This window comes from Mycobacterium venezuelense, from assembly GCF_054919535.1.
Genome location: NZ_JBONDW010000028.1, coordinates 42,444 through 69,191, shown reverse-complemented (window position 1 = coordinate 69,191; position 26,748 = coordinate 42,444). Strand labels below are relative to the sequence as shown.

Below are 26,748 nucleotides of genomic sequence, written 5' to 3'. Positions count from 1 at the left end.
CGGCCCGCTGGAAAGCAGCGCCGAATGCACCTCAGGGGGCAAGGCCATCCACACGGGAGCAGTCACGTCAGACCCCGCGCGCGATCAGGTACGACGACGCCGCCATCGCATCACCGGTCGCATAGCTCGCGCCCGACTCCGCCACCCCCACACCGGACCGGCCGAGCTCCTCGACCCCATGGGCGGCCAGCGCCGAATGCTGGGCACCATGAGCACTGAAACCCGTGGCCGTCTGCAACGAAACCGCGTCAGCGGCAGGCGGAACCACCGTCGACACCAACGGTGCAGCCGCCGCGTGCGCAGCCGCCAACCGTGCCGTCAACGCCTCCACTGCCGCGCTGGCCGCGGTCAGGCCTTCGGGGACTACACGAAGAGTCATCGGTATTCCTTTCCTATGTTGCGGGTCCCGTTGTTCACCGACAGCGCTGAATCGGCGCCGAGCGGATTGACGAGTTGGATGTACTCCGGCGAATCGCCGTCGCCGAGGAGCATGCCGCGCCCGGCCGGGAATCGGGCGAACCGGTGGCCGCGGATCTTGCCGCTGTCGGCCGGATTGCCCGACAGCATCAGCGTCGTCGCCTGGAGATCGTTGAGGCGACGCAACAGCGGTGCGGTCATTACCGCGTGTGCCGATCCGGTGGCGCGGGCGGTCACGATGACGCGCAGTCCGAGGTCGGACGCTTCGGCCAGCAGCGCGACGATGTTGGTCCACGGTCGCTGCCCGACGAACGGCCCACTGACTGCCGGACTGTCGGGAATCTGGTCGACGTCGTCGATGATCAGGTAGTGGGTGTGGCCCGAGTACGTCCACGTCTTGAGTTCCTCGGGGAACAGATCGGCCGGCGGACGCCGCTTCTCGATCAGCGCCGACAGGCCCAGCATCGCGGGCAGCACCCGGTCGATGTTCGCGGTGTACTCATTGTCCGGGAACAGCGGTTCGTCGACGAGGTGCAGCCGGCGGTCGATGACCGTGAACGCGACCTGATCGGGCTGCGAGTTCTCGCGGATGGTCCGGATGATGTGGCGCAGCAGAGTCGTCTTGCCCGACTTGGAATCACCGAACACCGTGAGCAACGGGTTGTGCACGAAGTCGATCGCGACTGGGGCCAGATCTTCCTCCCGCTGCCCGATGACCACCGTTTCGGGCGCCGGGTACAGCGGCGCGAGCGCCGACGGCGCGAGGTCGGTCGGCAGGAGCCGCACCGGTGGTGCGCTGACACCCGGGTAGCGGGAGTTGATGACGGCGATGTCGCTCAGTGCCGGTTCGGCGAACAGGAAGTGCTCGGCGGCCATCGTCAGGCCGCGGCCCGGCTGGTCGGCGGGCACCGAGTCGGCAGGCCGGCGCAGTGCGCCGACGACGCGCACGATGCTGTCGTGGCTGTCGTGCAGCTTGAGTTCCAGCCGCAGCCCAAGGCCGTCGCGCATCGCCAGCGGCACCTCAAGCCAGTTGGGCGTGGTGATGACGACATGGATGCCGTAGGCCATGCCGCTGTTGGCGAGCTCGGTGACCTTGGCCAGCAACGGGTTACGGGTGTTGAACGTGTCGGTGTTGTCGCGGCTGAAGGCGTAGAGGTTGTCGATGACCAAGAAGACTTCGCCATAGCCGTCGGTGTAGCCGCCGCTCTGGCGGTTCACCGCACCCTGCCGCTGGCGGCCCCGCAGAAGTTGCTCGAGCTCGCCGAACGTACGCCGGATCCGCTCGGGTTCCAGCGGAGTCGCGACACTGCCGACATGGGCCAGATCGCCGAGACCGGCCAGCTTGCCGCCGCCGTAATCCAGGCAGTAGAAGGTGACCTCGCGCGGCGAGTGCAGAGCGGCCGCCGACAGGATGAACGTCTGCAGCGCAGTCGATTTACCCGACCGCGGACCGCCGTGGATGAGCACGTTGGCGGCCGACGAGTTGGCGTCGAACACGAGCGCGTCGCGACGCATCTCGAACGGCTTGTCGATCTCACCCAGTGGCCAGCGCAGCTGCCCCGGCTCCACCTCGGTTCCGGCGAGCACGTCGGCCAGGGCGATCGCCTCGTCGAGGGGCGGCAGCCACAGCTTCGGCGCCTTCGGGCCGTAGGTGGCCAGCTGGTCGCCGATCGTGGCGATCAGCTTGCGCGGCGGCAACACCGTCGCCTCGGCTCCGTCAACATCCGAGCTGGCGATCACCGTGTCCGGCTCGGGCTCCACCCGCGACGCCGTGAACACCTGCGGCTGCGGAAGTGCGCGCACCACAATGGATTTCTCGGCACGCGGCGGATCGTAGATGCCGTCGACGTAGGTGCTGCGGAACTTGATCGGCACCGCGCCGGGCGCTGGCACCAGAAAGCCCTCGCCCTTGTGCTCGCGGCCCGATTCGATGTGATAGGCGTCCTCGACCCCGATGATCTGGCGCGAGATGCTCGGGCTGGCCACCTTCAGGCCGATCCGGTAGGAGGTGTTCTTGTCGATGTCCTTGATCCGGCCCACGTCCAGCGTCTGCGACGCGAACAGTATGTGGATACGGAACGAGCGGCCCTTGCGCGCAACATAATCGAACAGGTCCGCGTACTCGGGATGGTCGGCCAGCATCAGGGTGAACTCGTCGGCCACGACGAACAGCGTCGGCATGGGCGGCAGATCGTGTCCGGCAGCGATCGCGGCCTCGTACTCAGTGACCGAGTTGAAGGCACTGCCTTGTACGCGGCGGCCCGCCTCCTTGAGCAACTGCTCGCGACGGGCCACCTCACCGCGCAGGGTGTCGGCGAACCGGTCGGCGAGCGACCGCTTCTCGGCCATGTTCGAGATCACGGCGACGACCTGCGGGAAGTTGCGGAAGATATCGGCGCCGGCCTCGCCCTTGAAGTCGGCGTAGATCACGATCAGCCGCTCGGCCGAATGGGTTGTCAACAGCGACAACAGGATCGACATCAAGGTCTGGGACTTGCCAGAACCCGTCATACCGATCATCAGGCCGTGCGGGCCCATGCCGCCCTCGGCCTCGTCCTTGAGGTCGAAGTAGAGCGGCTCACCGGTCGCGGTGACACCGATCGGCACGCGCAGTTCGTCATCGCGGGTACGGGGCGCCCACAGGCTCGCGACGTCGAGCGCCGACGCGTCGGGAATGCCCAGCAGCGTGGTGAAGGTCGCGCCGCCGGTCGAACTCGACCGGATGTAGCCGGGATTGGAATCCCAGCGCGACAGCCGCCGTGCGATGTGACCCGCCTCAGCCGCCGACATCGCGTCGGCGGTGTCGATGTAGGGCTGCCATCCGCTGCTCTGCCAGCGTTCGATGCGCCCGTCGATCACCCGCAGGATCGGGCGCTCGGGGTCCGGGTACTGCTCGCGGTTGGGCAGCTTGTCCGAACGATGGATGACCGTCACGCCGGTCAGCCCCGGGCGGCGCGCGATGTCGTCGGGATCGGCATCGGGATCGTCGAGCACCACGAGCAGATGCTTGGTGGCCTGATCCGGCTCGGTAGGGAACGGCGGGCGGTCGGCCAGCGCGGACGTGAGCCGTTCACGTAGTTCGCCGACGGTCGTCGTCAGGTACCGGGCAGGCCCGACACCGTCGGCTTCGCCAGGAACATCCACGTGCGGAAGCCATTTCAACCACGACCAGTCGTCGGAGTCGACGTCGGGCGCGGCCAGCGCCACCCCGACCATCGTGGGATCGTGCCAGGTGACGGCCTGAGCGATCCACGCCCGGATGGCCGCGCGAACCTCATCGGCGTCACCGATCACGGTGATACGCGCCAGTTTTGCCACGTCGATGCCGGTCGGCGCGTCGCGTACCGTGCGCTGCACATCGAGCAGACCGCGCAAGGTGCTGTGCGACACGGGTTCGAGGTCGATCTCGTCGGCGGTGTCCTTGACCTTGAGCGCCGCATCCAACGGCACGTCGTGCAGGCCGGCCCGAAGTACGAGGAAGTCACGATCGCGCGGGTCGCGCTCCCACTGCCTGCGGGTGCCCGGGATGGTGGCGAGCACCGCCGGTTCGGGATGCGACCACTCCAGCGCCTGCCGCTGCTCGGCGGCATGGGCCCGGACGTTGTCACGTACGACCGACAGGTAGCGCAGGTAGTCGGCGCGTTCGGCGTCGACCTCCTCGGTGCGCATCTTGTTGTCCGATCCGCGATACAGCGCGGTGGCGGCCAGCAGCAGCACGAACGGGAAGAACAGCGTGGTGGGCGAGATGAGTCGCATCCCGGTGGCCACCAGGGCCACGATCATGCCCACGATCAAGATGACGATCAGGTACGGCAACACCCGGCGCAACAACGATGGCGGCACCAACCGCGGCAGTTGCGGCGGCGGTTCGATCGTGATGGTGCCCTTGCGGGTGGTGGGCGGCACCAGCCGACGCTGGTGCTCGAAGATCAGCCTGCTCATCGGGTCGTGGCCTCCAGCCGCGCGGAATTCGAATCAGGCGACAGGGCGTCGTGCGCAACCAGTGCGTCGCCACGGGACAGGGTCGGACCCGCCGCAAACTGCGTCAGTATCGACCACGGGATCGGCAAGGCCGGCGAGGTAAGACCGAGCGCTGCAAGGGCTTTGTCGTCACCACTGGTCTCGATGCCGTAGCGGACACCGGTGTCGCTCACCCAGAACAGCGATCCGGCGGTCGGCGATCCGGGTTCAGAACCGACGGTCTGCGCGAAGTAGCCGGTGCCAGGGGTCAACGCGACCCGGTTGGCCGTGCCGTTGCTGCCTGCTCCGACGAGGTCGACCGTGCGCAGCCCTTCCGGCAGGGGCAGGACCGCGCCCGACAGCAGGGTCAGCCTGCTCTCGGTGGCGCCTGCGGGTTTGATCCACTGCGCACAGGTGACCGGGGAAGCCGACGACTCCACCAGGGTCACCGGTTCGGCCGGATAGGCGGCGGTGTCGATGCCGGTCGCGGCCGGGGTCCGGGCGACCTCGTCCGCGCCGAGCTGCGGCGGCTGTTCGAGCCCGAAAGAGTTGGTATTGCGCAGGATCGCGGCGAGCACCGGAGAGACCGGCTGCAGACCGTCGGCCAGCACGGCGTAGTGGCGGATCGTGTTGTCGGCGTCATACGCCGTGACGACCGCACCGACCGGCACCGGTGCCGACAGCGGGAACCGCGGTGGCGCACCGGCTTCCGGGATCGCAGGCGCGATCAGCGCGGGTGCCTGCGGAATGGCGTTGAAGAGGCCGGCCGCGATGGGGCGCGGAGCCGGGATCTGCGCGCCGAGACCGAGCGCATCGGTGACGGCACGGTTGGCCAGGTCGATCGGGCTGCGCTTGCCGTCCCACAACAGCCAGTCGCCGGGGGTCGGTCCCGCGCTGTTGTGGACCAGCACGGCCTGGCCCGGCGTCAGCGGCAATGCGCGTTCACCACCGGCCGCGGGCGTGCCCGCGATGACGGTGACGCCGGCGTTTGTACCCGAAACGCTCTCGCACACAGTCCAATCGGCATCGCCTGCGGAATTCTGGACCATTCGCTCTGGCGCACCGGGGATGCCGAGCAGGTTGCCGCGTGGGTACTTGTCGATCTCGCTGGTCTTCACCGTCGTCGGGTTGTCGGGCTGGCCGGCGATCAAGCGTGCGGAGGTCAGGTTGAGCACCGGGTGCAACTGCTCGCCCACGCGGACGTAGAGCGCGGCCGTCGATCGGTCGGCGAGGATCACGTCGTTGCCCGCCGCGCCACCAGGACGGATAAGCGAGAACACGAAGCAACCGATCAGGCCGGTGATCAGAATCAGCGCACCGGTCAGGACCGCACGGCTCTGCGTGCGCAGCGGGTCGACCAACATGCGGGTGTCGTGCAGGGCGACACCGGATGCGATGCGGCGCATGACGAACCGCCAGCCCGACACCTGGTGGCGCGTGACGAAGCCACGCCGGTACTGGACCTGGTCGGGATTCTCATTGGTGGGCGTACGGGAGGCGAATGAGCGCCGGTCCTCATTGGTGGGGCCGGTCATGCCGGCACCGTCAGGCCAAGGCCACGCAGCAGCGGGGCAGCCGAATTACGCACGTCACCGGCGGTGATCGTCATCATCTCCTCGTCGGTGAAATCGTGGGCTTCGCCGGCGGAGCCGGCAGTTGGCGGGAGATGGTCGAGGCGGTATTCGCGCTCCTCCTCGGAGCGCTCCACCAGGTTTCGGACGAATCGGCCGTTACCCGCGATGTCGAGGCAGCGGCGCGGAACCCCGTTCGCGTCGGGCATCGTCGCCTCGGCCAGATGGCCGAACAGCTTCTCCATGTCTTCGTGGGCGGCCTTCTCGAACACGCTGTCGCGCTTCTCGGCCATCCGCTCGGCGATTTCGACGAGTTCGGACGACGAGTAGGACGGGAAGTCGATGCTTCGCGTGAAACGCGAACGCAGACCCTCGTTCGTGTCGAGGAACATGTCGAGGTCCTTGCGGTATCCGGCGACGATCACCACCAGGCGGTCGCGGTCGTTCTCCATGCGGGCCAGCAGCGTGTCGATCGCGACCAGACCGAAGTCGTTCTTGGCGCCCGTTGACACCAGGGCGTATGCCTCGTCGAGGAACAGCACGCCGTCGAGCGCGCTGTCGATGATCGCGTTGGTCTTGGCCTCGGTTTCACCGATGTGCTGGCCGATGAGGTCGGCGCGGTGCACCTCGCGAACGGTTTCCTTCTTGAGAAGTCCCAAGCCGCAATAGATCTTGGCGACGACGCGGGCGATCGTGGTCTTACCGGTGCCGGGCGGCCCGGCGAACACGAGGTGGTTGGTGCGTTGCGCGACGGTCAGCCCGCGTTCCTGCCTGCGGATCGACATCGCGACCGAGCTCTTGAGGCGGGCAACCTGGAACTTCACTTCTTCCAGACCGATGAACTCGGCGAGTTCGGCCTCGGCCTCGATGAGCAGGTGCGCCTTGCGTTCCTTGGCCCCGGGATCGACGAACTCGGATTCCGACGGCTCGGTCTCGGGATCCCACGGGTCGGTTCTGGCTTCGATGCGCGCGGCAGTGGTGACGACGAGCCCGAAAGTCGGGTCCGACAGCGCCTCTTCGACCTGTGCGTTGTCGGGGTGCGCGGCGAAGAGTTCCTGCAGGACCTCGCTGGCGTCGTCGTCCTCGCCCTGACCGCGCAAGGTGAGGGCCTTGGCCAGTGCACCGTCGACGGCAGCCACCGCGACGGGACCCGACGGATCCTCCAGGTACGACAGCGCCGGCGCGAACATTCCCAGCCGGGCCAGGGCGATACCCAGCGTGACCCGCGCGGCGTGCGACGTCACCTGGTCCAGCGACTCATCGGTGACGATCGGCGTCAGCAACCGGACGACATCGGACCAGCGCTCGGCGCGGTGGTTGATCGCGACACGCAGCCACTTGGCGTTGAGGAAACCCGGACGGCGCGCGAGCACGTCCGCGACAAGTTCGTTCGCCTTGGCCAGCTCACCGGCTTCGTAAAGCCTTGCCGCATAAGCGAGCTGGAAGTCATCGGGTTCGGTGGCCCGGAACTGCAGGTACAGCCCCGTGTCGTAGAGGAAGCCCAGTTCGCCCGCTGCGAGGTCGATCTCGCGCTGCAGCAGACCGGCCGTACCCACCGTGCGCCAGACGGCGTCGATGACGGGCGCAGACGTGTCCCCCGCCGCGGCCAGGCCGATCCACGCGTCACAGTGATCGTGCGCGATATGCGTCAATCCAGCAAAGCCCGATCGAGCGGCGGACGGATCAGCCGGACGTTGCCGATCGTTGACCGTCAGGCCAAGCGCACGACAACATGTGGCAAAGCGGCTGACCACATCGCGGTCCAGCCGGGGCGCTCCATGTGACGGAGCGGCGAGCGTGTCACTACCCATATGCGTGCACGGGAGCCACACGGCCCCCGTCTCTCTCCCTTATGTATGGCTAAGCTAACTTTTGCTGAAGTTAGCATCGCATAAGCTAAGTGTCGAGATGCACGTAGTCGCCATAAAACGTGAATCGGCTCACGTTTTGGTAGCGGTCACCAAGCTGATCGTGCCCGTCATCAGCCCCGCTTCACTGTCTGCAGCGGGCACCGACCGACCGAGCTGACGCAGATAGTCAGACAGGGCCGTCGTCGTCGCCGTCCAGCCCCTGGCCGAAAACCACTGCTCAGCCGGGGCATGCTGTTCGTTGTAGACGAGCGTGAAAAAGGCGTTCTCCGCACCGGAGGCTTCCGCTTCCGCGCGCTTGGCTTCGAACGCCTCCTGCGGCATCGGGACGGCCTCTTCCACCGCCAGGAAGCTGCCGGGAGAGGCAAGCCCGTCGATCCCGGCAAACAAGCGATCCTGTGCTGGAGCCGGCAAATAGATCAGTAAGCCCTCGGCAATCCACGCAGACGGCTTGCTCGGGTCGAATCCCTTTGCTCGAAGCGCCTGCGGCCAGTCCTCTCGGAGATCCACCGCAACCTCACGACGCTCGGCGGTTGCCTCTTCGCCGAGCCCTTCGACGGTCTGGCGTTTGAACTCGAGTACGCGCGGTTGGTCCAACTCGTAGACAACAGTGCCATCGGCCCATGGCAACCGATATGCGCGGGAATCGAGACCGGCCGCCAACAGTACGACCTGGCACACCCCGGCCTCGGCGGCACGTCGGAAGTAGTCGTCGAAGTATTTGGTCCGGGCGCCCTGGAAGTTCACGAAGTGCGCGCCGAACTCCGTCCTCAGCGGATGGTCCGGGTCGGCACCGTCCACCGCGGCAGCCCAGTCCCCGCCTGCGGCACGACAGAACACTTCGGCGTACGGGTCGACGGCAAGGGGCTCGAGCTTTCGCGCCTCCAAAGCCCTTGACGCCGCGACGAATAACGCCGTCTGACCGACGCTCGTGGTGATGTCCCAGGTGTCTTTATCGCTACGCACCTGCGCGAGGGTACGCCGCAAATCTGGGCGGAATCTGGCCGTCAGACCAACGGACGCCCGGTGCGCACGCGCCAGTCCAGATCCTTGAGCAGCAGGTTGAACGGGAACTGGCGCAGGAACGATGGCATCAGGTTGTTGACGGTTCGCAGCACCGCGATGATTCGGTCGAACCGACGCTGACGCTGCGGATCCCAGGGCAGCCGCATCTCGTCGCGGAACCGCTGTGGCAGGAAGCCCGTGGTGATCAGGCCGGTGAAATTCTCCGACCAGCGTTGAAGCGGACCGGGCAAGGCCACGCCACGCATCCGCCCGACCGCGATGGGGTACAGATAGTCGCGCACGGTGTCGTCGATGTGCACGTTGTCCAGGTTTTCCTGCCAGTACTTGTCGAACGCGGCCCGGTCGGCGGGCCACATGTCCGGCGGCACCTGCAGGGTGGTGCCCAGTGTCATGCCTTCTCGATAGTGGCGATCGGCGGTTTCGTCGTCCATCTCCCCGATGAACATCCGGTATACGTCTACGCCGCCCTTATACAGGCAAGCGGCCACCCACATCTGCAGATCCTTGTCGAATGCGTTGTACTGCACCGGACTGTCCTCGGTGGAATAGACCTGGGCGTGGGCCTTGTTCACGGCCCGCCGGAATGCCGCTTTCTGCTGGTCAGATCCTCGGCTGGCCACCGCGAGGTAGGTGAAGGTCGTGCGGGCCCGCTTGATCGGATGCCGGTCCACTCGCCCGCTTTCGACGCGGCTCTCGAAGACTCCGTAGCCGACGCCCGGGCGTGCGAGCTGCATGATCACGTTGGCAGGGCCTGCCAACAGTGCGACTCCCATCAGCCCGTCGTCGATGCTGGCGCCGCGCCGGCGGCGCTTCACCGCAGCCGGCGGGTTCGCCGACTCACCCATCGCGCGCTCGACATGCGGGACCGGATCGCTGACCGTCATGGCCACCCCTTCGAAAACTGAGAACCTATGTTTCCTGATACTGGCCTGCTGCACTGACAGGTGTCAAGATGTCTGGGTGACACCGGTCCGCCCGTATCGCGGTATCGAAGCGGCCGACCGCCTCGCGCAGCGCCGCGGTCAGCTGCTGGAGGCTGGGCTGGACGTGCTCGGCGCCAACGACGCCGAGCTGACGGTTCGAGCGGTATGCCAACGAGCCGGGCTCGCCGCGCGGTACTTCTACGAGAGTTTCAACGACAAGAACGACTTCATCGCCGCGGTCTATGACTGGGTGATAGCCGATATCGCCACCTCGACACAGGCAGCCGTGGCGGCCGTCCCGGCGCCGGAACAGACCGCAGCAGGCATGGCCAACATCGTGCACATCATCGCCGACGATCCCCGGATAGGCCGGCTGTTGTTCAGCACCAAGATGTCCAACGACGTACTGGCCCGCAAACGGATCGAGGGCATCGGATTCTTTGCGACGCTGTTCGGTCAGCACGCCGGCGACGCATTGCGGCTGCCGGAGAACGATCAGCTCAAGGCCATGGGCTACTTCGCGGTCGGCGGCGTGACCCACACGATCAGTGCCTGGCTGGCGGGTGAGATCACCTCCAGCCCAGAACAACTCGTCGATCGGCTGCGCTCGATGCTCGACGCGCTGGCCGGTCAGCCGCGCCGGAACCAGCCGTGACGGCTCCCGCGCTGCACCGGCCGTGCCGGGAGTTGGCTCCCTATATCGACTTCTTCGGGTACTGGCAGCGCGGCGATGACGTCGAAACCCACCGAAGCCGTGCACTTCCCCGTGGCGCGGCGACCATCATCATTGACGTCAGCTCTCGTCAGCGGGTCGACTTCTATGCCGCGGACGGCGCTACCCGTCTTGACGTCGGAACCGCTTTCGTGGCCGGCGCCGGTAGCGTTTCCTATGTCACACAGATCGATTCGGCACAGACCGTCCTGACCGTACATTTCCGCCCCGGCGGTGCGGTGCCGTTCCTGGACGGCCCGCTGGGCGACCTTGAGAACGCGTGCGTCGGGCTGACCGATGTCTGGGGCCGCGACGGGGCCGCCCTGCACGGCCGGTTGATCGAGGCGACGTCGGTCCGGTCCCGGATCGCGCTGCTCGAAGGATTTCTGTTGGCCCGTATGCGGTTACGTCACCCGGGATTGACGCAGGTGCTCGCGGCCGTCGAACGCAAACCCTCGATGCGGGTAACTGACGCGGGCGCGCACGTCGGCCTGTCCCCGAAACGCCTGATCGCGTTGTTTCGCGCGGAAGTCGGCGTGACACCCAAGACTTATCTGCGTATTCGGCGTTTTCAGGCCGCCATGCGCCGGCTCGACACCGGCGCCGACAGAGGCGCCGACAGAGGCGCCGAGATCGCCGCTGATCTCGGATACTTCGATCAGGCGCACTTCGTCCGGGAATTCCGGTCGTTCACCGCCATGACGCCGACCGAGTACGCGCACCGTCGCATGTGGCTGCCCAGCCATGTGGGCATCAGCCGGTGAACCGGTGTGTCACCGACGGCGCCCAACCGGGGTCACCCGTGCGGGCGTATCGCACCCACGCGCCGTGCATCTGCGCCGCCAGCGCAGCCGGGGGCTGACCGGGGCCGAGCAGTGCGCCGGGGCCACGCAACTCATCGAGGTCCAGGCGGTCGAAGACGAACGGCAGCTCCATCGCGTGTGCCGCACCGAGTTGGCCACCTACTGCTGCCGAGCGCCAACCGAATTCGTAGCGGTATGTCGGTACCGCCGCGTGCTGCTCGCGGACCTCGACCATTCGGCGGCTACCCGTCCGAAACAACGCGTCGCCCAGGATCGCGGAACGCAGCCGGCCCCAACCCGCATCCGGGAAGCGGGTCCGGTAACCGTCCACGAGCGCTGCCGGATCGGCACAGATGCGTGCCGCCAAATCATCGACGTCTTCGCGTGTCGTGGTGTCGAGTTGGCCTTGGGGGACGAGGTAGAGGTTGCCTTCTTCGGTCGTGGTGCCGATGAGCAGGCCGACGCCGGGATGCGCCGATTCTGCGGGCTGTCGCTGCGAGACGGGACTGAACGGGCTGAGCCCGACGAGCGGATCGAAGCTGTCACCGGTTCGCAGATCCAACCCGGTCAGCTTCGCCACTACGTCGACCAGTTGTCCATCGGTCAGCTGGGCGAAGCCGGCGACCGTCGGCTCGACACCGAGGGCTTTGGCCGCCGCCACGGTGACACGGCCGGCCTGTTCAGCGGAGAACGCGCCGAATCCGTTGCCGCTCTGCATGATCGTTCGTTTGACCAACCGATCCACACCCGGGGTGCCGAGTACACCCGCGGTAATCGTCGCGCCGGCGGATTGCCCGAACAGCGTGACGTTGTCGGGATCCCCGCCGAATGCCGCGATGTTGTCCTGGACCCACCGCAGGGCGGCCAGCACATCGAGCAGGCCGCGGTTGGCCGGGGCCCCAGCCAAATCGAGGAATCCGGCGATGCCCAACCGATAGGTGACCGTCACCAGCACCACGCCGTCGCGGGCGAATGCGGCGCCGTCGTAGAGCGGTGAGCGCGTCGACCCCGAGACAAAGCCTCCGCCGTGCACGAACACCATGACCGGTGCGCGGCTCGCGGCAGGCGGCGCCCACACGTTGACGGTGAGGTAGTCGGGATCGCCGATCCAGCCTGGGCCGAAGAACGGTGACATGTCCAGCCGCCCGAAACCGTCTCGCCGCGCTTGCGGCGCAGTGGGACCGGGCACGGTCGCGTCACGAACACCTCGCCAAGGCTCATGGGGTTGCGGTGCGGCGAACCGCAACGCACCGATCGGTGGCGCGGCGTATGGAATGGCGTAGAAGATCTGCGCATCGCCGCGCCGGTGGCCCCGCACCGCGCCGGCAGCGGTGTCGACAATCGGCTCAGGCATCGTAGGCCAGCCGCTCGAACGGCGCCCATGCCTTTACGGCGAAGCGGTCTCCGTCGCGCACCACCTCCGCACCGCCGTGCCCACCCAGATGGGCGGGAAAAACCAGGGTGTTCGTATCGGCTGCCGTGCCGAGCACCCTGTGGCGCGTAGCCTTCGCCAGCTCGGGATCCTCACAGAAGCAGCTGTTCGTGTCGGGTTCGACGAATTGCAGCGCGGTGTGCAACATGTCGCCGACGAACACGGCGCGGTCGCCACCCGAATGCAGCGTCAACACCGACGAACCCGGCGTGTGCCCGGGTGCGGGTTCAAGTGTCAGATTGCCGTCGATCTGAAAGTTGCTCTCCCACAACAAGGTCTGTCCGGCGGCATGTACCGGTGCGACGCTGTCCACGAACACGTCGCGCTGGCCCGCGTTCGAGTGCCGTGAGTTGTCGGGATTCCAGAACTCGAAGTCTGGTCTGGGCATCAGATACGTCGCGTTGGGGAACGTCGGCACCCAGGAATCACCGTCGAGGTAGGTGTTCCATCCCACGTGGTCGACATGTAAGTGCGTGTTGATCACCAGGTCGACGTCGTCGGGCGCCACCCCTGCCGCCGCAAGGTTGCCGAGGAACTCGGTGTCGAGGTCATGCCACACCGGCGAGTGCGGCCGGCTCTTGTGATTGCCGACGCCTGTGTCGACGAGGATGATCGTGCCCTCGCTGCGCAGCAGCCAAGTCTGGATCGCCGATATGCAGAGATCGGCCGCGGGATCGTAGAAATCCGGTGCCAGCCAATGTTCGTGGCGCCGCCAGGCTCCGTCGGGACTCTCCGGGAAGAACGTCTCCGGTGACATCTCAACCGACCCGTAGTACTCCATGACCCGGGTGACCGTCACATCACCCAACACAATCTGGTTCATGGCGACCAGCCTGCGTATCCGCCACCACATGAGCCAGACCCGCGTTTGCCTACCACTGACAGGGTCAGGCAACCGGCGCTGTCCGGGGCGCATAGTGGTGTGATGACCACTGGACAACTGGGCGAATTCCTGCGCGCACGGCGCAGCCGGCTGCGGCCCGAGGACGTCGGTCTGCCCTGGTTCGGCGAACGCAGGCGTGTGACGGGGCTGCGCCGCGAGGAGCTCGCCCAGCTGGCCGGGGTGAGCGTGTCGTACTACACCCGTTTGGAGCAGGGACAGTCGGTGAACGCGTCGGAGGCCATCCTCGATTCGCTGGCCGACGCACTGAAGCTCGACAACCACGAGCGCAGGCACTTGCGGGAGCTCGCCGCCCAGCGACCGCAACCCACGCGGCGCCCGCCGGTCGAACGGGTCAGCCCGTTGACCCGGGACCTCCTGCGTTCACTCGACAACGTGCCCACACTCGTGGTCGGCCGCCGCACCGACATCCTGGCCTGGAACTCGCTCGGACACGCGCTGTTCGCCGGGCACGTCGACCCCACCTTGGTCGACCGGCCTGCGAACCGGCCCAACCTGGCCCGGCTGCTGTTCCTCGATCCGCACACCCGCGACTTGTACGTCGATTGGCCACGCAAAGCCCGAGCGGTAGTCGGCAACCTGCGCCTGGTCGCGGGCAGACATCCCGAGGATGCGCTGCTGGCCGGTTTGATCGGCGAACTGTCCATGCAGAGCCCGGAATTCGTTGCCTTGTGGGCAGATCACCGCGTCAAGCCATGCGAGGCCGATACCTACGACCTGCGCCATCCGCTGGTCGGCTCGCTCACGGTCACGCAGCAGAACCTGAGGGTGGCCCGCAATCCCGAACAGTCGCTGTGTGTGGTGACGACCGCTGCCGGATCCGCTTCGGCGGACACGATGCAGTTACTGGCCCGGTCTGTCGATGGCAAAAATATCCAAGCCAACTCGATGGCCGGACACGCATGATGGCGCCATGCAGAAACCGGGACAAACCCAAGGACGTGCCGTAGCGGACACGGGCCTGCTGGTCGCCGCCATCCGCGCCGAGGAAACCCGCAGGGACGACGGGCTGTTCAGCGACCCGTTCGCCGAGAAGCTGGCCGGGGAATCGGGCCGCCGGCTCCTGGCCGACGCGCTCGCCGCGACCGGCGAGAAGTCCACGCTGCAGATCGTCGTCCGCACCCGCTTCTGGGACGAGGCGCTGCTGCGCGCCACGCGAACCGCCGGTCAGGTCGTGATCCTCGCCGCCGGTATGGATGCGCGTGCCTACCGCTTGCCATGGCCGGACGGCACCGTCGTCTTCGAACTCGACCAGCCCGCGGTCATCGCCGCCAAGAACGAACTGCTGGCCGGGGACCAACCGCGTTGCCGGCGGGTGGCGCTCGGGATCGACCTCACCGACGACTGGACCACATCCTTGCGCGACAACGGTTTTGACACGGACAGGCCGGCCGTATGGCTCGTCGAGGGCCTGCTGCAGTACCTCGACGAGGTCGCCGTGCACACGCTGTTCGACCGCGTGGACGCGATGTCGGCGGCCGGCTCGGTTCTGTTGTACGACGTGATCGGTAAAACCCTGCTGGATGCGGCGATGCTCGCGGCGGTTCGCGAGTCGATGGCCGCGAACGGCGCGCCGTGGTTGTTCGGGACGGATGAACCTGGCGAGCTGAGCGGACGGCTGGGCTGGTCGGCCGTCGTCACCGACATCGCCGAGCCGGGCAACGCGTGGAACCGCTGGTTCGCACCGGCGGTACCGCTCGATGTCCCCGGTGTGCCACGCGGCTACTTCGTCGAGGCCACCAAGCCCGGCTGATCGGCGGGAGGTGTGCGGTCAGCCGACGTCTTCGGCGTGACATGCACGTCGTCGTCGGTGAACTCTTTGGTCCAACAGGCGAATTCGAGCGTGACCCCGTCCGGGTCGAAGAAGTAGAAGGAGCGCACGTATACGCCCGGATGCACGGTGGGCGACACCTGCATCGCACTGTTGTCGTGGTTGAGCACCGGCCCGACCCGCACCCCTTTGGCCTTGAGCTTCTGCCGGTACTCGTCGAACTTCTCAGCAGGTACGTGCAGCGCAAGGTGATTCAGTGAACCGGTGGCGCTGACGATCTCGCCGATGCCGGGGATGGCGGCAGGCGCGGAGATGCCGGGAACTCCGTCTGGCGCGTCGCGGAACCAGAAGAAGGCGATGCAGTCGCCGTTGCCCGCGTCGAAGAAGAAGTGCTGGCCGATGCCGCCGGGCAGGTCCAGCGATTTGATCAGCGGCATGCCGAGCACGTTGCTGTAGAAGTCGACGGTGCGTTCCATGTCCGAGCACACCAGTGCCACATGGTTGATTCCGCCGAACTCGAATTCGGAGTTGGGACTGTTGGGCTTGATCACGTCGAGACTCCTCCGATGCGAACGCGCCGAAAGCTGGCGCCGCTCCGGATCTGAATCTAACATCAGATTCAGATTCGATCAATGATCCAAGGAGCCCGGTGACCGTCAGCCCCCGCGAGCAGCTGCCGACCGCACGCGGCAGGCAGACCCAGGCCGCCATCGACGCGGCCGCCCGCACGGTCATCGCACGCAAAGGCATACTGGCCGCCACGATCGCCGACATCGCCGCCGAGGCAGGGCGTTCGACCGCGTCGTTCTACAACTACTACGACTCCAAAGAAGCGATGGTGCGCGAATGGGCGCTGCGTTTTCGCGACGAAGCCCGTGACCGCGCCCGCGCGGTGGGCCAACCCGGCCTGACGAACTGGGAACGGTCCTATCAAGCCGTATCCGCGCACTGGGCGACCTACCGGCACCGGCTCGCCGAGATCATCAGCGTGTCCCAGCTGGCAATGGTGAACGATGATTTCGCGCAGTACTGGGCCGAGATCTGCGAGCTGCCCATTTCATTGATCACCGGGATGGTCGAACACGCCCAGCGCCAAGGTTTCTGCCCGGCTGATGACCCCCGGTTGACCGCCGAGGCGCTCGTATCGATGCTCAACCAGTTCTGCTTCGTGAAACTTTCGGGCGGTAATGCCGACGATGTCGATGACGAAGCCTGCATTATGGCTCTGGCCAACGTGTTCTACCGGACCATCTACCACGAGGGGACCGCGCGCACATGAGCAGAACATCCGGGGCGTCTCCCGCCGCAGGCGTCATCCGCGAGTTCATCGGGGTGGAATCACCGACCGCACGCCGCGCGGGCGCAGGCGGCCACCCGTGCCAGGGCATCTACTACCGGGGTGTGGGCCGCAAGCCGAAGGTGGCCGTGATCGCGACTCACTACCAGATCGACTTCTCCGAGCACTACATCGCCGATTATCTCGCCACCAGAGGCATCGGCTTCCTTGGCTGGAACACCCGCTTCCGCGGGTTCGAGAGCAGTTTTCTCTTGGACCACGCGCTGGTCGACATCGGCGTCGGCGTGCGTTGGCTCCGCGAAGTGGCGAACATCGAAACCGTTGTGCTGCTCGGCAATTCCGGTGGCGGATCGTTGATGGCCGCCTACCAGGCGCAGGCCGACCATCACCACGTCACACCACTGGAGGGCATGCGGCCCGCGGCGGGCCTCACCGACCTACCGCCCGCCGACGGCTACGTCGCCAGTGCGGCACATCCGGGGCGGCCGGATGTGCTCACCGCCTGGATGGACGCCTCGGTCGTCGACGAGAACGACGCGATCGCCACCGATCCCACGCTCGATCTGTTCGACGAGAGCAACGGACCGCCCTACTCACCCGAATTCGTGTCGCGGTATCGCGCGGCGCAGCTCGCCCGCAACGAGTCGATCACGGACTGGGCCGAACAAGAGCTGAAAAGGGTTCAGGCCGCTGGTTATTCGGATCGGCCCTTCACGGTGCTACGCACCTGGGCCGACCCGAGAATGGTCGACCCGGCGATCGAACCCACGCGGCGCCAACCCAACCTGTGTTACGCGGGAGTTCCCGTGAAAGCCAACCGGTCGGCGCGGGGCATCGCCGCGGCCACCACACTGCGCAACTGGATCGGCATGTGGAGCCTGCGCCATGCGCAGACCAGGGCTGAACCCCACCTGGCCAGGATCACCTGCCCGGCACTGGTGATCAACGCCGACCAGGACACCGGGGTGTACCCATCCGACGCGCAGCGGATCTACGACGGGCTGGCCAGCACCGACAAAAGCCAGTGCTCGATCGACACCGATCATTACTTCACCACCCCGGGAGCCCGCAGCGAGCAGGCCGACACGATCGCCCGATGGATCGCGAAACGGTGGCGGTGACCCCCGGCCCGATCCGGGTGCTCGCACATTTCGTTCCCGGCGACAAAGTGCTGGACTTTCTTGCACCGCATGAGGACTGGCTCGATGTCCGGTTCTGCGCCGAGGACGACGACGAAACCTTCTACCGGGAGCTACCCGAGGCCGAGGTCCTCTGGCACGTGCTGCGCCCGGTGTCGGCCGACGATCTGCACCGCGCGCTACGACTGCGCCTCGTTCACAAATTGGGCGCTGGCGTGAACACGATCGACGTGGACACCGCGACGCGACTCGGCATCCTGGTGGCCAATATGCCCGGCGCCAACGCACCCTCGGTCGCGGAGGGCACCATTTTGTTGATGCTGTCGGCGCTGCGGCGGCTGCCCGAACTCGATCGCACGACGCGCGCCGGCCGGGGCTGGCCATCGGATCCCACCCTGGGTGAAACGGTCCGCGATCTCGGCAGCTGCACGGTGGGGCTCGTCGGGTACGGCAACGTCGCGAAACAGGTCGAGCGGATCGCCCAGGCCATGGGAGCCGACGTCATCCATACCAGTACGCGCGACACCGGCCATCCGCGTTGGCGCAGCCTGGCCGACCTGCTGGCGGCCAGCGACGTCGTATCGCTGCATCTGCCACTGACCGACGCCACCCGCGGACTGCTCGGGCCGGAGGAACTGGCCGCGATGAAACCCGGCGCGGTCGTGGTCAACACCGCGCGCGGACCGATCGTCGACGAGCCGGCGCTCATCGACGCACTCAAGTCCGGGAGGCTGGGCGCGGCCGGTCTGGACGTGTTCGAGACCGAGCCGCTGCCCGCCGACAGCCCGCTCCTTGAGCTGCCCAATGCGGTATATACCCCGCATGTGGCGTGGTACACCGCCGACACCATGCGGCGGTATCTGGCCGCGGGGGTCGAGAATTGCCGTCGCATCCGCGATGGCGAGCCGCCCGCGAACGTGGTGAACGAAGTTACATAGGCCGTCCAAGTGGCGCCGGTCACGTCACGGTACCCTCGAAACCAACCGACCGGTTATTGGGGAACTGCCCCGCATGGAGGTTATGCATGCCCATCGCAATCCTGTCCGAGCACACTGACCTTGCCGATTCGGTCAGGTCGTTCGTCGAGCGGGTGGCCCCGTCCGAGGTGTTGCACGAAGCGCTGGAAACCCCTATCGCCAACCCGCCCTCCTTCTGGAAGGCTGCGGCAGACCAGGGCCTGCACGGTTTGCATCTGTCCGAGTCGGTCGGCGGCCAGGGTTTCGGCATCCTGGAGCTGGCCATCGTGCTGGCCGAGTTCGGCTATGGCGCGGTGCCTGGCCCGTTCGTCCCTTCGGCGATCGCGAGCGCCCTCATCGCCGCCAATGACCCGGACGCCAAGGTCCTCAGCGAACTGGCTTCGGGTGACGCCATCGCCGCCTACGCCATCGACTCGGGCCTGACGGCTACCCGCCACGGCGCCGAACTCGTGATCCGCGGCGAAGTGCGGGCCGTGCCCGCGGCAGCGCAGGCTTCGATCCTGGTGTTGCCGGTCGCGATCGACTCCGGCGAGGAATGGGTCATTCTCGACGCCGACCAGCTCGAGATCGAACCGGTCCGCAGCGTCGACCCGCTGCGTCCGCTGGCTCATGTGCGCGCCAACGCGGTCGAGATCACCGACGATCGCGTGCTGGCCAACCTCAGCCGCCCGCTCGCGCGGGCACTGATGTCGACGCTGCTGTCGGCCGAGGCCGTCGGCGTCGCCCGCTGGGCCACCGACACCGCTGCCGAGTACGCCAAGATCCGCGAGCAGTTCGGCAGGCCCATCGGCCAGTTCCAGGCCATCAAGCACAAGTGCGCGGGCATGGTCGCCGAAACCGAGCGGGCCACCGCGGCGGTGTGGGATGCGGCCCGTGCGCTCGATGAAGTTCGCGAGAATGCTTCGGCAGAGACGCATTTCGAGTTCGCCTCCGCAGTCGCCGCCACCCTGGCACCGGCCGCCGCGCAGCACACGACGCAGGACTGCATCCAGGTGCACGGCGGAATCGGGTTCACCTGGGAGCACGACACCAACGTCTATTACCGCCGCGCGCTGCTGCTGGCGGCGTGTTTCGGGCGGTCCGCCGACTACCCGCAGCAGGTGGTCGACACCGCCACCGCGACCGGCATGCGGCCCGTCGACATCGACCTCGACCCCGAGACCGAGAAGCTGCGCGACGAGATCCGCGCCGAAGTGGCTGCGCTGAAAGCACTTCCGAGCGGGTCCGAGCGCAACACCGCCATCGCCGAAGGCGGGTGGGTGCAGCCGCACCTGCCCAAGCCGTGGGGACGGGCGGCCGAGCCGATCGAGCAGATCATCATCGCCCAGGAGTTCTCGTCGGGCCGCGTGAAGCGTCCGCAGATGGGCATCGCGTCGTGGATCATCCCGTCGATCGTCGCGTTCGGCACCGACGAGCAGCAGCAGCGCTTCCTGCCGCCCACCTTCCGCGGCGAAATGATCTGGTGCCAACTCTTTTCCGAGCCCGGCGCCGGCTCCGACCTGGCGAGCCTGACCACCAAGGCCACCAAGGTCGACGGCGGGTGGAAGATCACCGGTCAGAAGATCTGGACCACGGGCGCGCAGTACTCGGCATGGGGCGCGTTGTTGGCCCGTACCGATCCGAGCGCTCCGAAACATCAGGGGATCACGTACTTCCTGCTCGATATGAAAGCGCCCGGCGTGGAGGTCAAGCCGCTGCGCGAGCTGACCGGCAACGCGATGTTCAACACGGTGTTCATCGACGACGTGTTCGTGCCCGACGACATGGTGCTCGGCGAGGTGAACCGGGGCTGGGAGGTCAGCCGCAACACGCTCACCAACGAGCGGGTGTCGATCGGCAGCAGTGAGCCACCGTTCCTGGCCAATCTCGACCAGTTCGTGGCCTTCCTGCGCGACGGCCAGTTCGACCAGATCGAGCAGAACCACGCGGGCCAGCTCATCGCCGAGGGCCACGCCGCCAAGGTGCTCAACCTGCGGTCCACGTTGCTGACCCTCGCCGGCGGCGACGCCATGCCCGCCGCGGCGATCTCCAAGCTGCTGTCGATGAAGACCGGTCAGGGGTACGCGGAGTTCGCGGTCGCGTCGTTCGGCACCGATGGGGCCATCGGCGACGCCGACCAGGAGCCGGGCCGCTGGGCGGACTACCTCCTGGCCAGCCGCGCCACCACGATCTATGGCGGCACCACGGAGGTGCAGCTCAACATCATCGCCGAGCGTCTGCTGGGCCTGCCCCGCGATCCGTAGGTTGTCACCCGCGAAACTGCACTGAGGGTCGTTACCGTGCGGCGGTAACGACCCTCAGTGCATTCTCGTGAGTAGGCGGCCTATTGCGCGTACCGTCGAAATAGGTGGCTTTCGACGACGGTTGGCACTGATGATGAGCATTTCTAAACAGCGTGTCATGAGCTTGACCGGTACAGCAGCGGCCGCATTCGCACTGCTGGCCGGCCCTTCGGCGGTGGGAAGCCAAAGCACACCCACCGCGGACGCCCGGCCATGTGTAAACGGGGTCATCCCGTGGAACCCCTACATCGTGAACTGCAACCTGCCACCCAGGACGACGCCCAAGGTGCGTGGCGCCGCGCCCGACGCCGGCGCCATCATCGCGTGCCGAGATCGGCCGGGATGCCTGGCGTGGTACGTCAATGGGCCATAGATCATGACGAATGATGTCGAGAAACGCTGGCATGATCCCGGGATGTTCCGGTCGGCAGTCACGTATGTCGTGATCGTCGCGGCGATCGCCGGAATTGCGTTGGCGTTCTACGCTTTTGACCGGTCTCTGCTGTCGGCGGTGCTCGTACCCACCATCACGTTCGTCGGCGGTGTGGGCGCATTCATCCGCACGTATCAGATCTGGCGGGCCGAGGGCACCTGGCCGATCTGGCAGGGCGCCGGCTGGTTTCTGCTCGCGCTGTCGCTGGTGTGTCTGGCGGTGCCGGGCTCCGCGATGATGTCCTGAATCCCCTTACGGCAGAATCGAGTCGACGTAACCGCCGTCGACCCGTAGTGCGCCGCCGGTGGTCGCCGAGGCCAGCGGAGACGCCAGGTAGACGACCATGTTGGCGATCTCCTCGGGCTCGATCAGGCGTTGCAACAGCGACTGTGGCCGGTGTTTGCGCATGAACTCGCGCTGCGCTTCGTCCCACGGCAGTGATTTGTCGACCAGCTGGTAGACGAAATCCTCGACCCCCGCGGTGTGTGTTGGCCCCGCGATCACCGAGTTGACCGTCACGCCGGTGCCTGCGGCATCCTTCGCAAACCCACGCGACACCGCGAGCAGCGCCGTCTTCGACACCCCGTAATGGATCATCTCCTCGGGGATGACGATCGCCGAATCGCTCGCGATCTGGATCGCCCGGCCCCAGCCCTTCTCCGTCATACCGGGCAGGTAACTGCGGATAAGCCGCACGGCCGCAAGGACATTCACGTCGAAGTACGTACGCCACTGCTCATCGGTGATATCTCTGGCCGGCACTGCCCCGAAGATTCCGAGGTTGTTGACCAAGATGTCGACGGCGGGCAACTGACGGACCAGATCCGCCGTCCCGTCCTCGGTGGCGACGTCGGCCGCGACGCCGATGACGTCGTAGTCGCCCAATGTGGCGACGGCCTCATCGACCCGCGACGCGGTGCGCCCGTTGATCGCGACGCGTGCCCCGCTGCGGGCAAGTTGTTCGGCGATCGCCAGGCCGATGCCCTGCGTCGAGCCGGTGACGAGTGCGGTCTTTCCGGTGAGGTCGATGTTCACGACGCAGTACTACCACCGGGAGCGACGAACTATTCCCCGACTTCGATATCCCGGAGCTCACGCTTGAGGATCTTGCCGGTCGGATTTCGCGGCAACTCGTCGAGGAAAATCACCTCGCGCGGCACCTTGTAGCGGGCCAGATGTTCCTTCACGTAGAGCTTGATGGCGTCCTCGTCGACGCTGGCCCCTTCGGCCTTGACCACGAACGCCCGCAGCCGGTGTCCCCACTCCTTGTCCTCGACTCCGAGTGCGGTGGCCTCGATGACCTCGGGGTGGCCGCTGATCAGGTCTTCGACCTCGGCGGGGAACACGTTCTCACCGCCGGACACGATCATCTCGTCGTCACGGCCGCTGACGTAGAGCAGACCGTGCTCGTCGAAGTAGCCGACATCGCCCGACGACATCATGCCGTCGATGATCTGCTTGCCGCCCCCACCGGTGTAGCCCTCGAACGGGAAGGTGTTGCGCACGAAGATGCGCCCGACTTCCCCCTGCGGCAGCTCGTTGCCGTTGTCGTCGAGGATTTTGACCGTGATGCCCTTGACCACCGGGCCGACGGTTGCGGGGTTGAGCGACAGATCCTTGGGGCGCGCGATGCTCGCGAATGCGATCTCGGTTGAGCCGTACAAGTTGTAGATGATCGGGCCGAGATCCTTGAGCGCCCGCGTGGCCAGTTCGGCGCCGAGCTGAGAACCGGACACGAACACGATGCGCAGCGAAGACAGGTTGGGCTTGGGCTGGGACTGCTCGAGATGATCGAGGATGCGCGACAGCATCACCGGGACCACAACAACGGCAGTCACCTTGTGCTTCTCGATGTCGGCGAGCACGGTCGCGGGCTTGAATCGGCGACGCAGCACGAGCGTCGAACCCAGCATCATCGCGATGGTGCCGTGCAGGAAACCGAGCGCATGGAACATCGGCGCGGGCAGCGACGTCACCTCACCGCCCTTGAACGGCACGTGTGAGAGCACCCCGCCGATAGGGGCGAGCGATGGCGGCGCACCGCGGTTGGCGCCCTTGGGGGTGCCGGTGGTGCCGCTGGTCAGAATGATGATCGACGAATGCTTGCTGACCTTGGCCGCCGGCCTGCCGTTGCTGCGCGCGATGACGTCGGCCAGTGTTTCGTCGGTGCTGCCGGACGGTTCTTCCTTATCGGGATTGGTTCCGAGAGCTCGCAGCTTGCCCAACTCGGGTTCGGCCTGCGCGACGGCCGACGTGTACTCGTCGTCGTAGATGATCACCTTGGCGCCTTCGCGCGCGGCGACCTCCTTGATCTGCGGCCCGGAGAATTCACTGTTGAGCAGGATGATGCGGGCCCCGGCGCGGGCCGCACCGTAGACCGACACCAGAAACCAGCGGTGGTTGCGGGCCAGGATCGCCACGCCGTCACCGGCACGGATTCCCATCGTGACCAGTTCGTTGGCGACGGCGTGTGCGGCGGCGTTGAGTTCACCGAACGTCATCTCGCCGTCGTCGTCGATGATCGCGACGCGGTGCGGGTGCCGACGCGCGTTCAGCGACGCGATCATGCCGATCTCGCCCCAGTTGCGGATGTCGGCGAGCATTGCGGCCATGTTCTGCGGCGACTCCAGTTTGAGCGCCCCGGCCTCGAACATCTTGCGCGCATAGTGCAGCTCGGCGGCGCCACGGTCGAGGTATTGCTTGGCCTTCGCGGTCACTTGTGCCGGCAGGTCGGACAGACTTGGCATGCCGACACAATATGTGACAGCTATCGCACCCGGGGTAACTCACTACGATGAGGTGATGGCCGGTGCACTGTCGCTGGAGTTGGACGGCCTACAGGTGTCGGTCACCAACCCGGACAAGGTGGTTTTCCCTGAGTTCAACGGCCGTCCGGGTGTCACAAAACTGGACCTGATCCGCTATTACCAAGCAGTGGCCGACGGTGCCTTGCGCGGCGTCTACGACCGGCCCATGATCCTCAAACGCTTCGTCAAGGGCATCTCCGTCGAGGCCGTCTTCCAGAAGCGGGCTCCGGAGAAGCGGCCCGACTACATCGACGCTGCCGAGCTCAAATACCGCTCCGGCACGTCGGCCAAGGAGGCGGTGATCCGCAACGCCGCGGGGCTCGCGTGGGCGGTGAACCTCGGCTGTGTCGACCTCAACCCGCATCCCGTGCGGTCCGACGACCTCGAACATCCCGACGAGTTGCGGGTCGATCTGGACCCGATGCCTGGCGTCGAGTGGGGCCAGATCGTCGACGTGGCACTGGTGGCCCGCGAGGTCCTGGAGGATTACGGCCTGACGGCCTGGCCTAAGACGTCCGGCTCACGTGGGTTTCACATCTATGCCCGGATCGACCGGCGCTGGCCGTTCAAGCAGGTCCGGCTCGCCGCCCAGACCGTCGCCCGCGAAGTGGAGCGCCGCGCTCCCGATCTGGCGACCGCCCGCTGGTGGAAAGAGGAACGCGAAGGCGTGTTCGTCGACTTCAACCAGAACGCCTTCGACCGGACGGTGGCCTCGGCCTATTCGGTACGCGCGACGCCGGACGCGCGGGTGTCGACCCCGCTGCGCTGGGATGAGGTGGCCGAGTGCCGACCCGAGGCCTTCACGATCGCCACGGTGCCCGACCGGTTCGCCGAGTTGGGCGATCCGTGGGAGGGCATGGACACCTCCGTCGGCGACCTGGACGCGCTACTGGCCCTTGCCGAAGAACTCGGGCCGGCTGAGAAGGCGCCGAAGGGCGCGTCGCGCGACGGGCGCAGGCAATCGACCATGCCGTTGATCGAGATCGCCCGCACGAAAACCAAAGAGGAGGCGATGACCGCGCTCGACGTGTGGAAGAAGCGGTATCCCGCTGTGGCTGAAAAGCTTGAGCCCGTGGACATTCTGGTCGACGGCATGCGTGGCCCGAGCTCGATCTGGTACCGCATTCGCATCAACCTGCAGCATGTGCCGGAAACCGAACGCCCGCCGCAAGAAGAACTGATCGCCGACTACAGTCCGTGGGAGCACTACAACGGCGCGCAGTGGCGGCGTTGATCGTCAGCGCTCGAACGCTCCCGGCAGCGGCACGAATGTTCCATTGCCTCGGCGAATTTCGCATACCTTCCAGCCATCGCGGTTCTCGACGGTGAACGCGATGTCCAGATCGGCGATATCGCTGTAGTAGCCGGTGACGATGCGCCGGTTGCCCTCGCCATCGGGTTCGACCGACAGCAGATCTGGTCCCGCGGCGTACGCCTCGAGGAAGTGTGCGCGAACCTCATCGTCGGTGTGGGGCTCGATCGCGGTCGCCAATGCTCCGCATGCTCCGGAACGAAGGGTTGCGACGTCGCCGGTTTTCGCGGCGGCGATGTGCCGGTGCACTGCATGCTCGGGTGATGCAGCGGTGGTGTTAGCCCCGTCGGTGCACGCGGCCGTGAGTCCGGCCACGGCGATCACCGTCCAGCTGGCATACCGACTGACGAGCATGAACAACCGTAGCCCAGCGGTCACCCGCCGATCAGATCTACATACCCCTGGATATGGGCTCGGGCCAGTTCAGCGGCCTTGTTACCTTGCCCACGCGACAAGGCGGTGACGATACCGCGATGCTCGCAGCGCAGGTTCGACGCGACGCCCGCCCAGTCGTCTAGTAGCGGCACGCCGGCCAGGATGTAGCCCTGGATCGGGCCGCGCAGCGCGGCCATCATCGCCTCCACCACCACATTGCCGGCCAGCGCCGCCAGCGCGACGTGGAAGTCGGCGTCGAGGCGGTGGAACTGCTCGGGCTCCAGTGCCGGGTCGTCCATGGCGTCGAGCATGGCCCTGATGTCGGTGAGATCAGGACGCGGAGTCAGCGCGGCGGCGTCGCGTAATGCGGAGGTCTCCAGGAGGATTCGGGTACGAACCAGATCCTCGATCGGCAATGCCCTGGTTGCGGTGTGCAAGCGCAACGCCGATCCGATCGAGGTGGCGGCGTCGGCCGTGATGATGGCGCCGGCGTCGGGGCCGGAGCCGGCCGCCGTCCGGATCACTCCCATGGCCTCCAGCACTCGGATCGCCTCGCGCACCGAGGCCCTGCTGACCGACAGGCTCTCGGCCAATGCACGCTCGGCAGGCAACCGGTCGCCCACCGCCAGCGTGCCCGCGACCAGATCCCGTTCGATCCGCTCAAGCACCAGCTCGTGTGCGCGCATGCCGACGAGAATAGCGCCTTTCGCTGGTATGGTCTGACCACACACGTTATTGTGGT

At 66.5% G+C, this 26,748-nt stretch carries 25 protein-coding genes; 11 read left to right on the top strand and 14 right to left on the bottom strand.

Going from position 1 to position 26,748, the window contains the following annotated elements; all coding sequences use genetic code 11:
• The 7 genes from ACRCUN_RS31355 to ACRCUN_RS31325 form a co-directional block, all read right to left on the bottom strand.
• Window positions 1-66, bottom strand: a 66-nt coding sequence (locus ACRCUN_RS31355) for a hypothetical protein (protein ID WP_462145508.1), incomplete at its 3' end; no start/stop codon positions are given.
• 1 nt (window position 67) lies between these two features.
• Window positions 68-379, bottom strand: coding sequence for a PE family protein (locus ACRCUN_RS31350; RefSeq protein WP_462145502.1), 312 nt, complete (start codon window positions 377-379; stop codon window positions 68-70).
• On the bottom strand, window positions 376-4,359 hold the full coding sequence (gene eccCa / locus ACRCUN_RS31345) for a type VII secretion protein EccCa (RefSeq protein WP_462145501.1): 3,984 nt from the start codon (window positions 4,357-4,359) through the stop codon (window positions 376-378). Before eccCa ends, ACRCUN_RS31350 begins: the two co-directional genes overlap by 4 nt.
• Window positions 4,356-5,912: a type VII secretion protein EccB gene (eccB, locus tag ACRCUN_RS31340; protein WP_462145500.1), complete on the bottom strand. Its 1,557-nt coding sequence runs from the start codon at window positions 5,910-5,912 to the stop codon at window positions 4,356-4,358. Before eccB ends, eccCa begins: the two co-directional genes overlap by 4 nt.
• On the bottom strand, window positions 5,909-7,702 hold the full coding sequence (gene eccA, locus ACRCUN_RS31335; RefSeq protein ID WP_462145507.1) for a type VII secretion AAA-ATPase EccA: 1,794 nt from the start codon (window positions 7,700-7,702) through the stop codon (window positions 5,909-5,911). Before eccA ends, eccB begins: the two co-directional genes overlap by 4 nt.
• A 186-nt stretch (window positions 7,703-7,888) precedes the next feature.
• Window positions 7,889-8,782, bottom strand: coding sequence for a class I SAM-dependent methyltransferase (locus ACRCUN_RS31330; protein ID WP_462145499.1), 894 nt, complete (start codon window positions 8,780-8,782; stop codon window positions 7,889-7,891).
• A gap of 41 nt (window positions 8,783-8,823) precedes the next feature.
• Complete coding sequence (locus ACRCUN_RS31325; protein WP_462145498.1) at window positions 8,824-9,726, bottom strand: oxygenase MpaB family protein; 903 nt, start codon at window positions 9,724-9,726, stop codon at window positions 8,824-8,826.
• A 76-nt stretch (window positions 9,727-9,802) separates the two neighbouring features.
• On the opposite strand from ACRCUN_RS31325, the gene ACRCUN_RS31320 reads away from it, so the two are divergent.
• On the top strand, window positions 9,803-10,420 hold the full coding sequence (locus ACRCUN_RS31320; protein ID WP_462145497.1) for a TetR/AcrR family transcriptional regulator: 618 nt from the start codon (window positions 9,803-9,805) through the stop codon (window positions 10,418-10,420).
• On the top strand, window positions 10,417-11,241 hold the full coding sequence (locus ACRCUN_RS31315; protein ID WP_462145496.1) for a helix-turn-helix domain-containing protein: 825 nt from the start codon (window positions 10,417-10,419) through the stop codon (window positions 11,239-11,241). The genes ACRCUN_RS31320 and ACRCUN_RS31315 overlap by 4 nt, the downstream gene beginning before the upstream one ends.
• Here the strand turns inward: ACRCUN_RS31315 and ACRCUN_RS31310 are convergent.
• Together ACRCUN_RS31310 and ACRCUN_RS31305 are read right to left on the bottom strand one after the other, a co-directional pair.
• Window positions 11,231-12,634, bottom strand: coding sequence for a carboxylesterase/lipase family protein (locus ACRCUN_RS31310; RefSeq protein WP_462145495.1), 1,404 nt, complete (start codon window positions 12,632-12,634; stop codon window positions 11,231-11,233). The genes ACRCUN_RS31315 and ACRCUN_RS31310 overlap by 11 nt on opposite strands.
• Window positions 12,627-13,535 (bottom strand): MBL fold metallo-hydrolase, encoded by a 909-nt coding sequence (locus ACRCUN_RS31305; RefSeq protein WP_462145494.1) that lies wholly within the window; start codon window positions 13,533-13,535, stop codon window positions 12,627-12,629. Before ACRCUN_RS31305 ends, ACRCUN_RS31310 begins: the two co-directional genes overlap by 8 nt.
• Before the next feature lie 102 nt (window positions 13,536-13,637).
• Here ACRCUN_RS31305 and ACRCUN_RS31300 point away from each other — a divergent pair, with 102 nt between their 5' ends.
• Together ACRCUN_RS31300 and ACRCUN_RS31295 are read left to right on the top strand one after the other, a co-directional pair.
• Window positions 13,638-14,519, top strand: coding sequence for a helix-turn-helix transcriptional regulator (locus ACRCUN_RS31300; RefSeq protein ID WP_462145493.1), 882 nt, complete (start codon window positions 13,638-13,640; stop codon window positions 14,517-14,519).
• Window positions 14,470-15,366, top strand: a complete 897-nt coding sequence (locus ACRCUN_RS31295; RefSeq protein WP_462145506.1) for an SAM-dependent methyltransferase — start codon at window positions 14,470-14,472, stop codon at window positions 15,364-15,366. The genes ACRCUN_RS31300 and ACRCUN_RS31295 overlap by 50 nt, the downstream gene beginning before the upstream one ends.
• On the opposite strand, the gene ACRCUN_RS31290 is transcribed toward ACRCUN_RS31295, so the two are convergent.
• Window positions 15,336-15,935: a VOC family protein gene (locus ACRCUN_RS31290; protein WP_462145492.1), complete on the bottom strand. Its 600-nt coding sequence runs from the start codon at window positions 15,933-15,935 to the stop codon at window positions 15,336-15,338. The two genes, ACRCUN_RS31295 and ACRCUN_RS31290, sit on opposite strands and share 31 nt — an antisense overlap.
• A gap of 98 nt (window positions 15,936-16,033) precedes the next feature.
• On the opposite strand from ACRCUN_RS31290, the gene ACRCUN_RS31285 reads away from it, so the two are divergent.
• From ACRCUN_RS31285 to ACRCUN_RS31260, 6 genes are all read left to right on the top strand, one after another.
• On the top strand, window positions 16,034-16,663 hold the full coding sequence (locus ACRCUN_RS31285; RefSeq protein ID WP_462145491.1) for a TetR/AcrR family transcriptional regulator: 630 nt from the start codon (window positions 16,034-16,036) through the stop codon (window positions 16,661-16,663).
• Window positions 16,660-17,802 (top strand): alpha/beta hydrolase family protein, encoded by a 1,143-nt coding sequence (locus ACRCUN_RS31280; protein WP_462145490.1) that lies wholly within the window; start codon window positions 16,660-16,662, stop codon window positions 17,800-17,802. The genes ACRCUN_RS31285 and ACRCUN_RS31280 overlap by 4 nt, the downstream gene beginning before the upstream one ends.
• Window positions 17,778-18,758, top strand: a complete 981-nt coding sequence (locus ACRCUN_RS31275; protein ID WP_462145489.1) for a 2-hydroxyacid dehydrogenase — start codon at window positions 17,778-17,780, stop codon at window positions 18,756-18,758. Before ACRCUN_RS31280 ends, ACRCUN_RS31275 begins: the two co-directional genes overlap by 25 nt.
• A gap of 86 nt (window positions 18,759-18,844) precedes the next feature.
• A complete protein-coding gene (locus tag ACRCUN_RS31270; protein ID WP_462145488.1) occupies window positions 18,845-21,040 on the top strand; it encodes an acyl-CoA dehydrogenase family protein in 2,196 nt (731 codons plus the stop codon).
• Window positions 21,041-21,197: 157 nt separating this feature from the next.
• Entirely contained in the window at window positions 21,198-21,452 is a 255-nt protein-coding gene (locus tag ACRCUN_RS31265; RefSeq protein WP_462145487.1) for a hypothetical protein, read from the top strand.
• A gap of 3 nt (window positions 21,453-21,455) precedes the next feature.
• Window positions 21,456-21,758, top strand: coding sequence for a hypothetical protein (locus tag ACRCUN_RS31260; RefSeq protein WP_165766043.1), 303 nt, complete (start codon window positions 21,456-21,458; stop codon window positions 21,756-21,758).
• Window positions 21,759-21,764: 6 nt separating this feature from the next.
• Here the strand turns inward: ACRCUN_RS31260 and ACRCUN_RS31255 are convergent, their stop codons facing one another.
• Window positions 21,765-22,547: an SDR family NAD(P)-dependent oxidoreductase gene (locus ACRCUN_RS31255; RefSeq protein WP_462145486.1), complete on the bottom strand. Its 783-nt coding sequence runs from the start codon at window positions 22,545-22,547 to the stop codon at window positions 21,765-21,767.
• Window positions 22,548-22,576: 29 nt separating this feature from the next.
• Window positions 22,577-24,259, bottom strand: coding sequence for a long-chain-fatty-acid--CoA ligase FadD2 (gene fadD2, locus ACRCUN_RS31250; RefSeq protein WP_462145485.1), 1,683 nt, complete (start codon window positions 24,257-24,259; stop codon window positions 22,577-22,579).
• 55 nt (window positions 24,260-24,314) lie between these two features.
• On the opposite strand from fadD2, the gene ACRCUN_RS31245 reads away from it, so the two are divergent.
• On the top strand, window positions 24,315-25,553 hold the full coding sequence (locus tag ACRCUN_RS31245; protein WP_462145484.1) for a DNA polymerase domain-containing protein: 1,239 nt from the start codon (window positions 24,315-24,317) through the stop codon (window positions 25,551-25,553).
• 3 nt (window positions 25,554-25,556) lie between these two features.
• Here ACRCUN_RS31245 and ACRCUN_RS31240 read toward each other — a convergent pair whose 3' ends face one another.
• Both ACRCUN_RS31240 and ACRCUN_RS31235 read right to left on the bottom strand, forming a co-directional pair.
• Window positions 25,557-26,009: a hypothetical protein gene (locus ACRCUN_RS31240; protein WP_462145483.1), complete on the bottom strand. Its 453-nt coding sequence runs from the start codon at window positions 26,007-26,009 to the stop codon at window positions 25,557-25,559.
• Window positions 26,006-26,692 (bottom strand): FadR/GntR family transcriptional regulator, encoded by a 687-nt coding sequence (locus tag ACRCUN_RS31235; protein WP_462145482.1) that lies wholly within the window; start codon window positions 26,690-26,692, stop codon window positions 26,006-26,008. The genes ACRCUN_RS31240 and ACRCUN_RS31235 overlap by 4 nt, the downstream gene beginning before the upstream one ends.
• Between the last annotated feature and the right edge of the window lie 56 nt (window positions 26,693-26,748).

Excerpts from the sequence above, each read along its gene's own strand:
- ACRCUN_RS31245 (WP_462145484.1), top strand. The coding sequence starts at position 24,315 with ATGGCCGGTGCACTGTCGCTGGAGTTGGACGGCCTACAGGTGTCGGTC.
- ACRCUN_RS31280 (WP_462145490.1), top strand. The coding sequence starts at position 16,660 with ATGAGCAGAACATCCGGGGCGTCTCCCGCCGCAGGCGTCATCCGCGAG.
- ACRCUN_RS31310 (WP_462145495.1), bottom strand. The coding sequence starts at position 12,634 with ATGCCTGAGCCGATTGTCGACACCGCTGCCGGCGCGGTGCGGGGCCAC.
- ACRCUN_RS31300 (WP_462145493.1), top strand. The coding sequence starts at position 13,638 with ATGACCACTGGACAACTGGGCGAATTCCTGCGCGCACGGCGCAGCCGG.
- ACRCUN_RS31270 (WP_462145488.1), top strand. The coding sequence starts at position 18,845 with ATGCCCATCGCAATCCTGTCCGAGCACACTGACCTTGCCGATTCGGTC.
- eccB (WP_462145500.1), bottom strand. The coding sequence starts at position 5,912 with ATGACCGGCCCCACCAATGAGGACCGGCGCTCATTCGCCTCCCGTACG.
- ACRCUN_RS31260 (WP_165766043.1), top strand. The coding sequence starts at position 21,456 with ATGACGAATGATGTCGAGAAACGCTGGCATGATCCCGGGATGTTCCGG.
- ACRCUN_RS31325 (WP_462145498.1), bottom strand. The coding sequence starts at position 9,726 with ATGACGGTCAGCGATCCGGTCCCGCATGTCGAGCGCGCGATGGGTGAG.
- ACRCUN_RS31305 (WP_462145494.1), bottom strand. The coding sequence starts at position 13,535 with ATGAACCAGATTGTGTTGGGTGATGTGACGGTCACCCGGGTCATGGAG.
- ACRCUN_RS31235 (WP_462145482.1), bottom strand. The coding sequence starts at position 26,692 with ATGCGCGCACACGAGCTGGTGCTTGAGCGGATCGAACGGGATCTGGTC.
- ACRCUN_RS31275 (WP_462145489.1), top strand. The coding sequence starts at position 17,778 with ATGGATCGCGAAACGGTGGCGGTGACCCCCGGCCCGATCCGGGTGCTC.
- ACRCUN_RS31350 (WP_462145502.1), bottom strand. The coding sequence starts at position 379 with ATGACTCTTCGTGTAGTCCCCGAAGGCCTGACCGCGGCCAGCGCGGCA.
- fadD2 (WP_462145485.1), bottom strand. The coding sequence starts at position 24,259 with ATGCCAAGTCTGTCCGACCTGCCGGCACAAGTGACCGCGAAGGCCAAG.
- ACRCUN_RS31265 (WP_462145487.1), top strand. The coding sequence starts at position 21,198 with ATGAGCTTGACCGGTACAGCAGCGGCCGCATTCGCACTGCTGGCCGGC.
- eccCa (WP_462145501.1), bottom strand. The coding sequence starts at position 4,359 with ATGAGCAGGCTGATCTTCGAGCACCAGCGTCGGCTGGTGCCGCCCACC.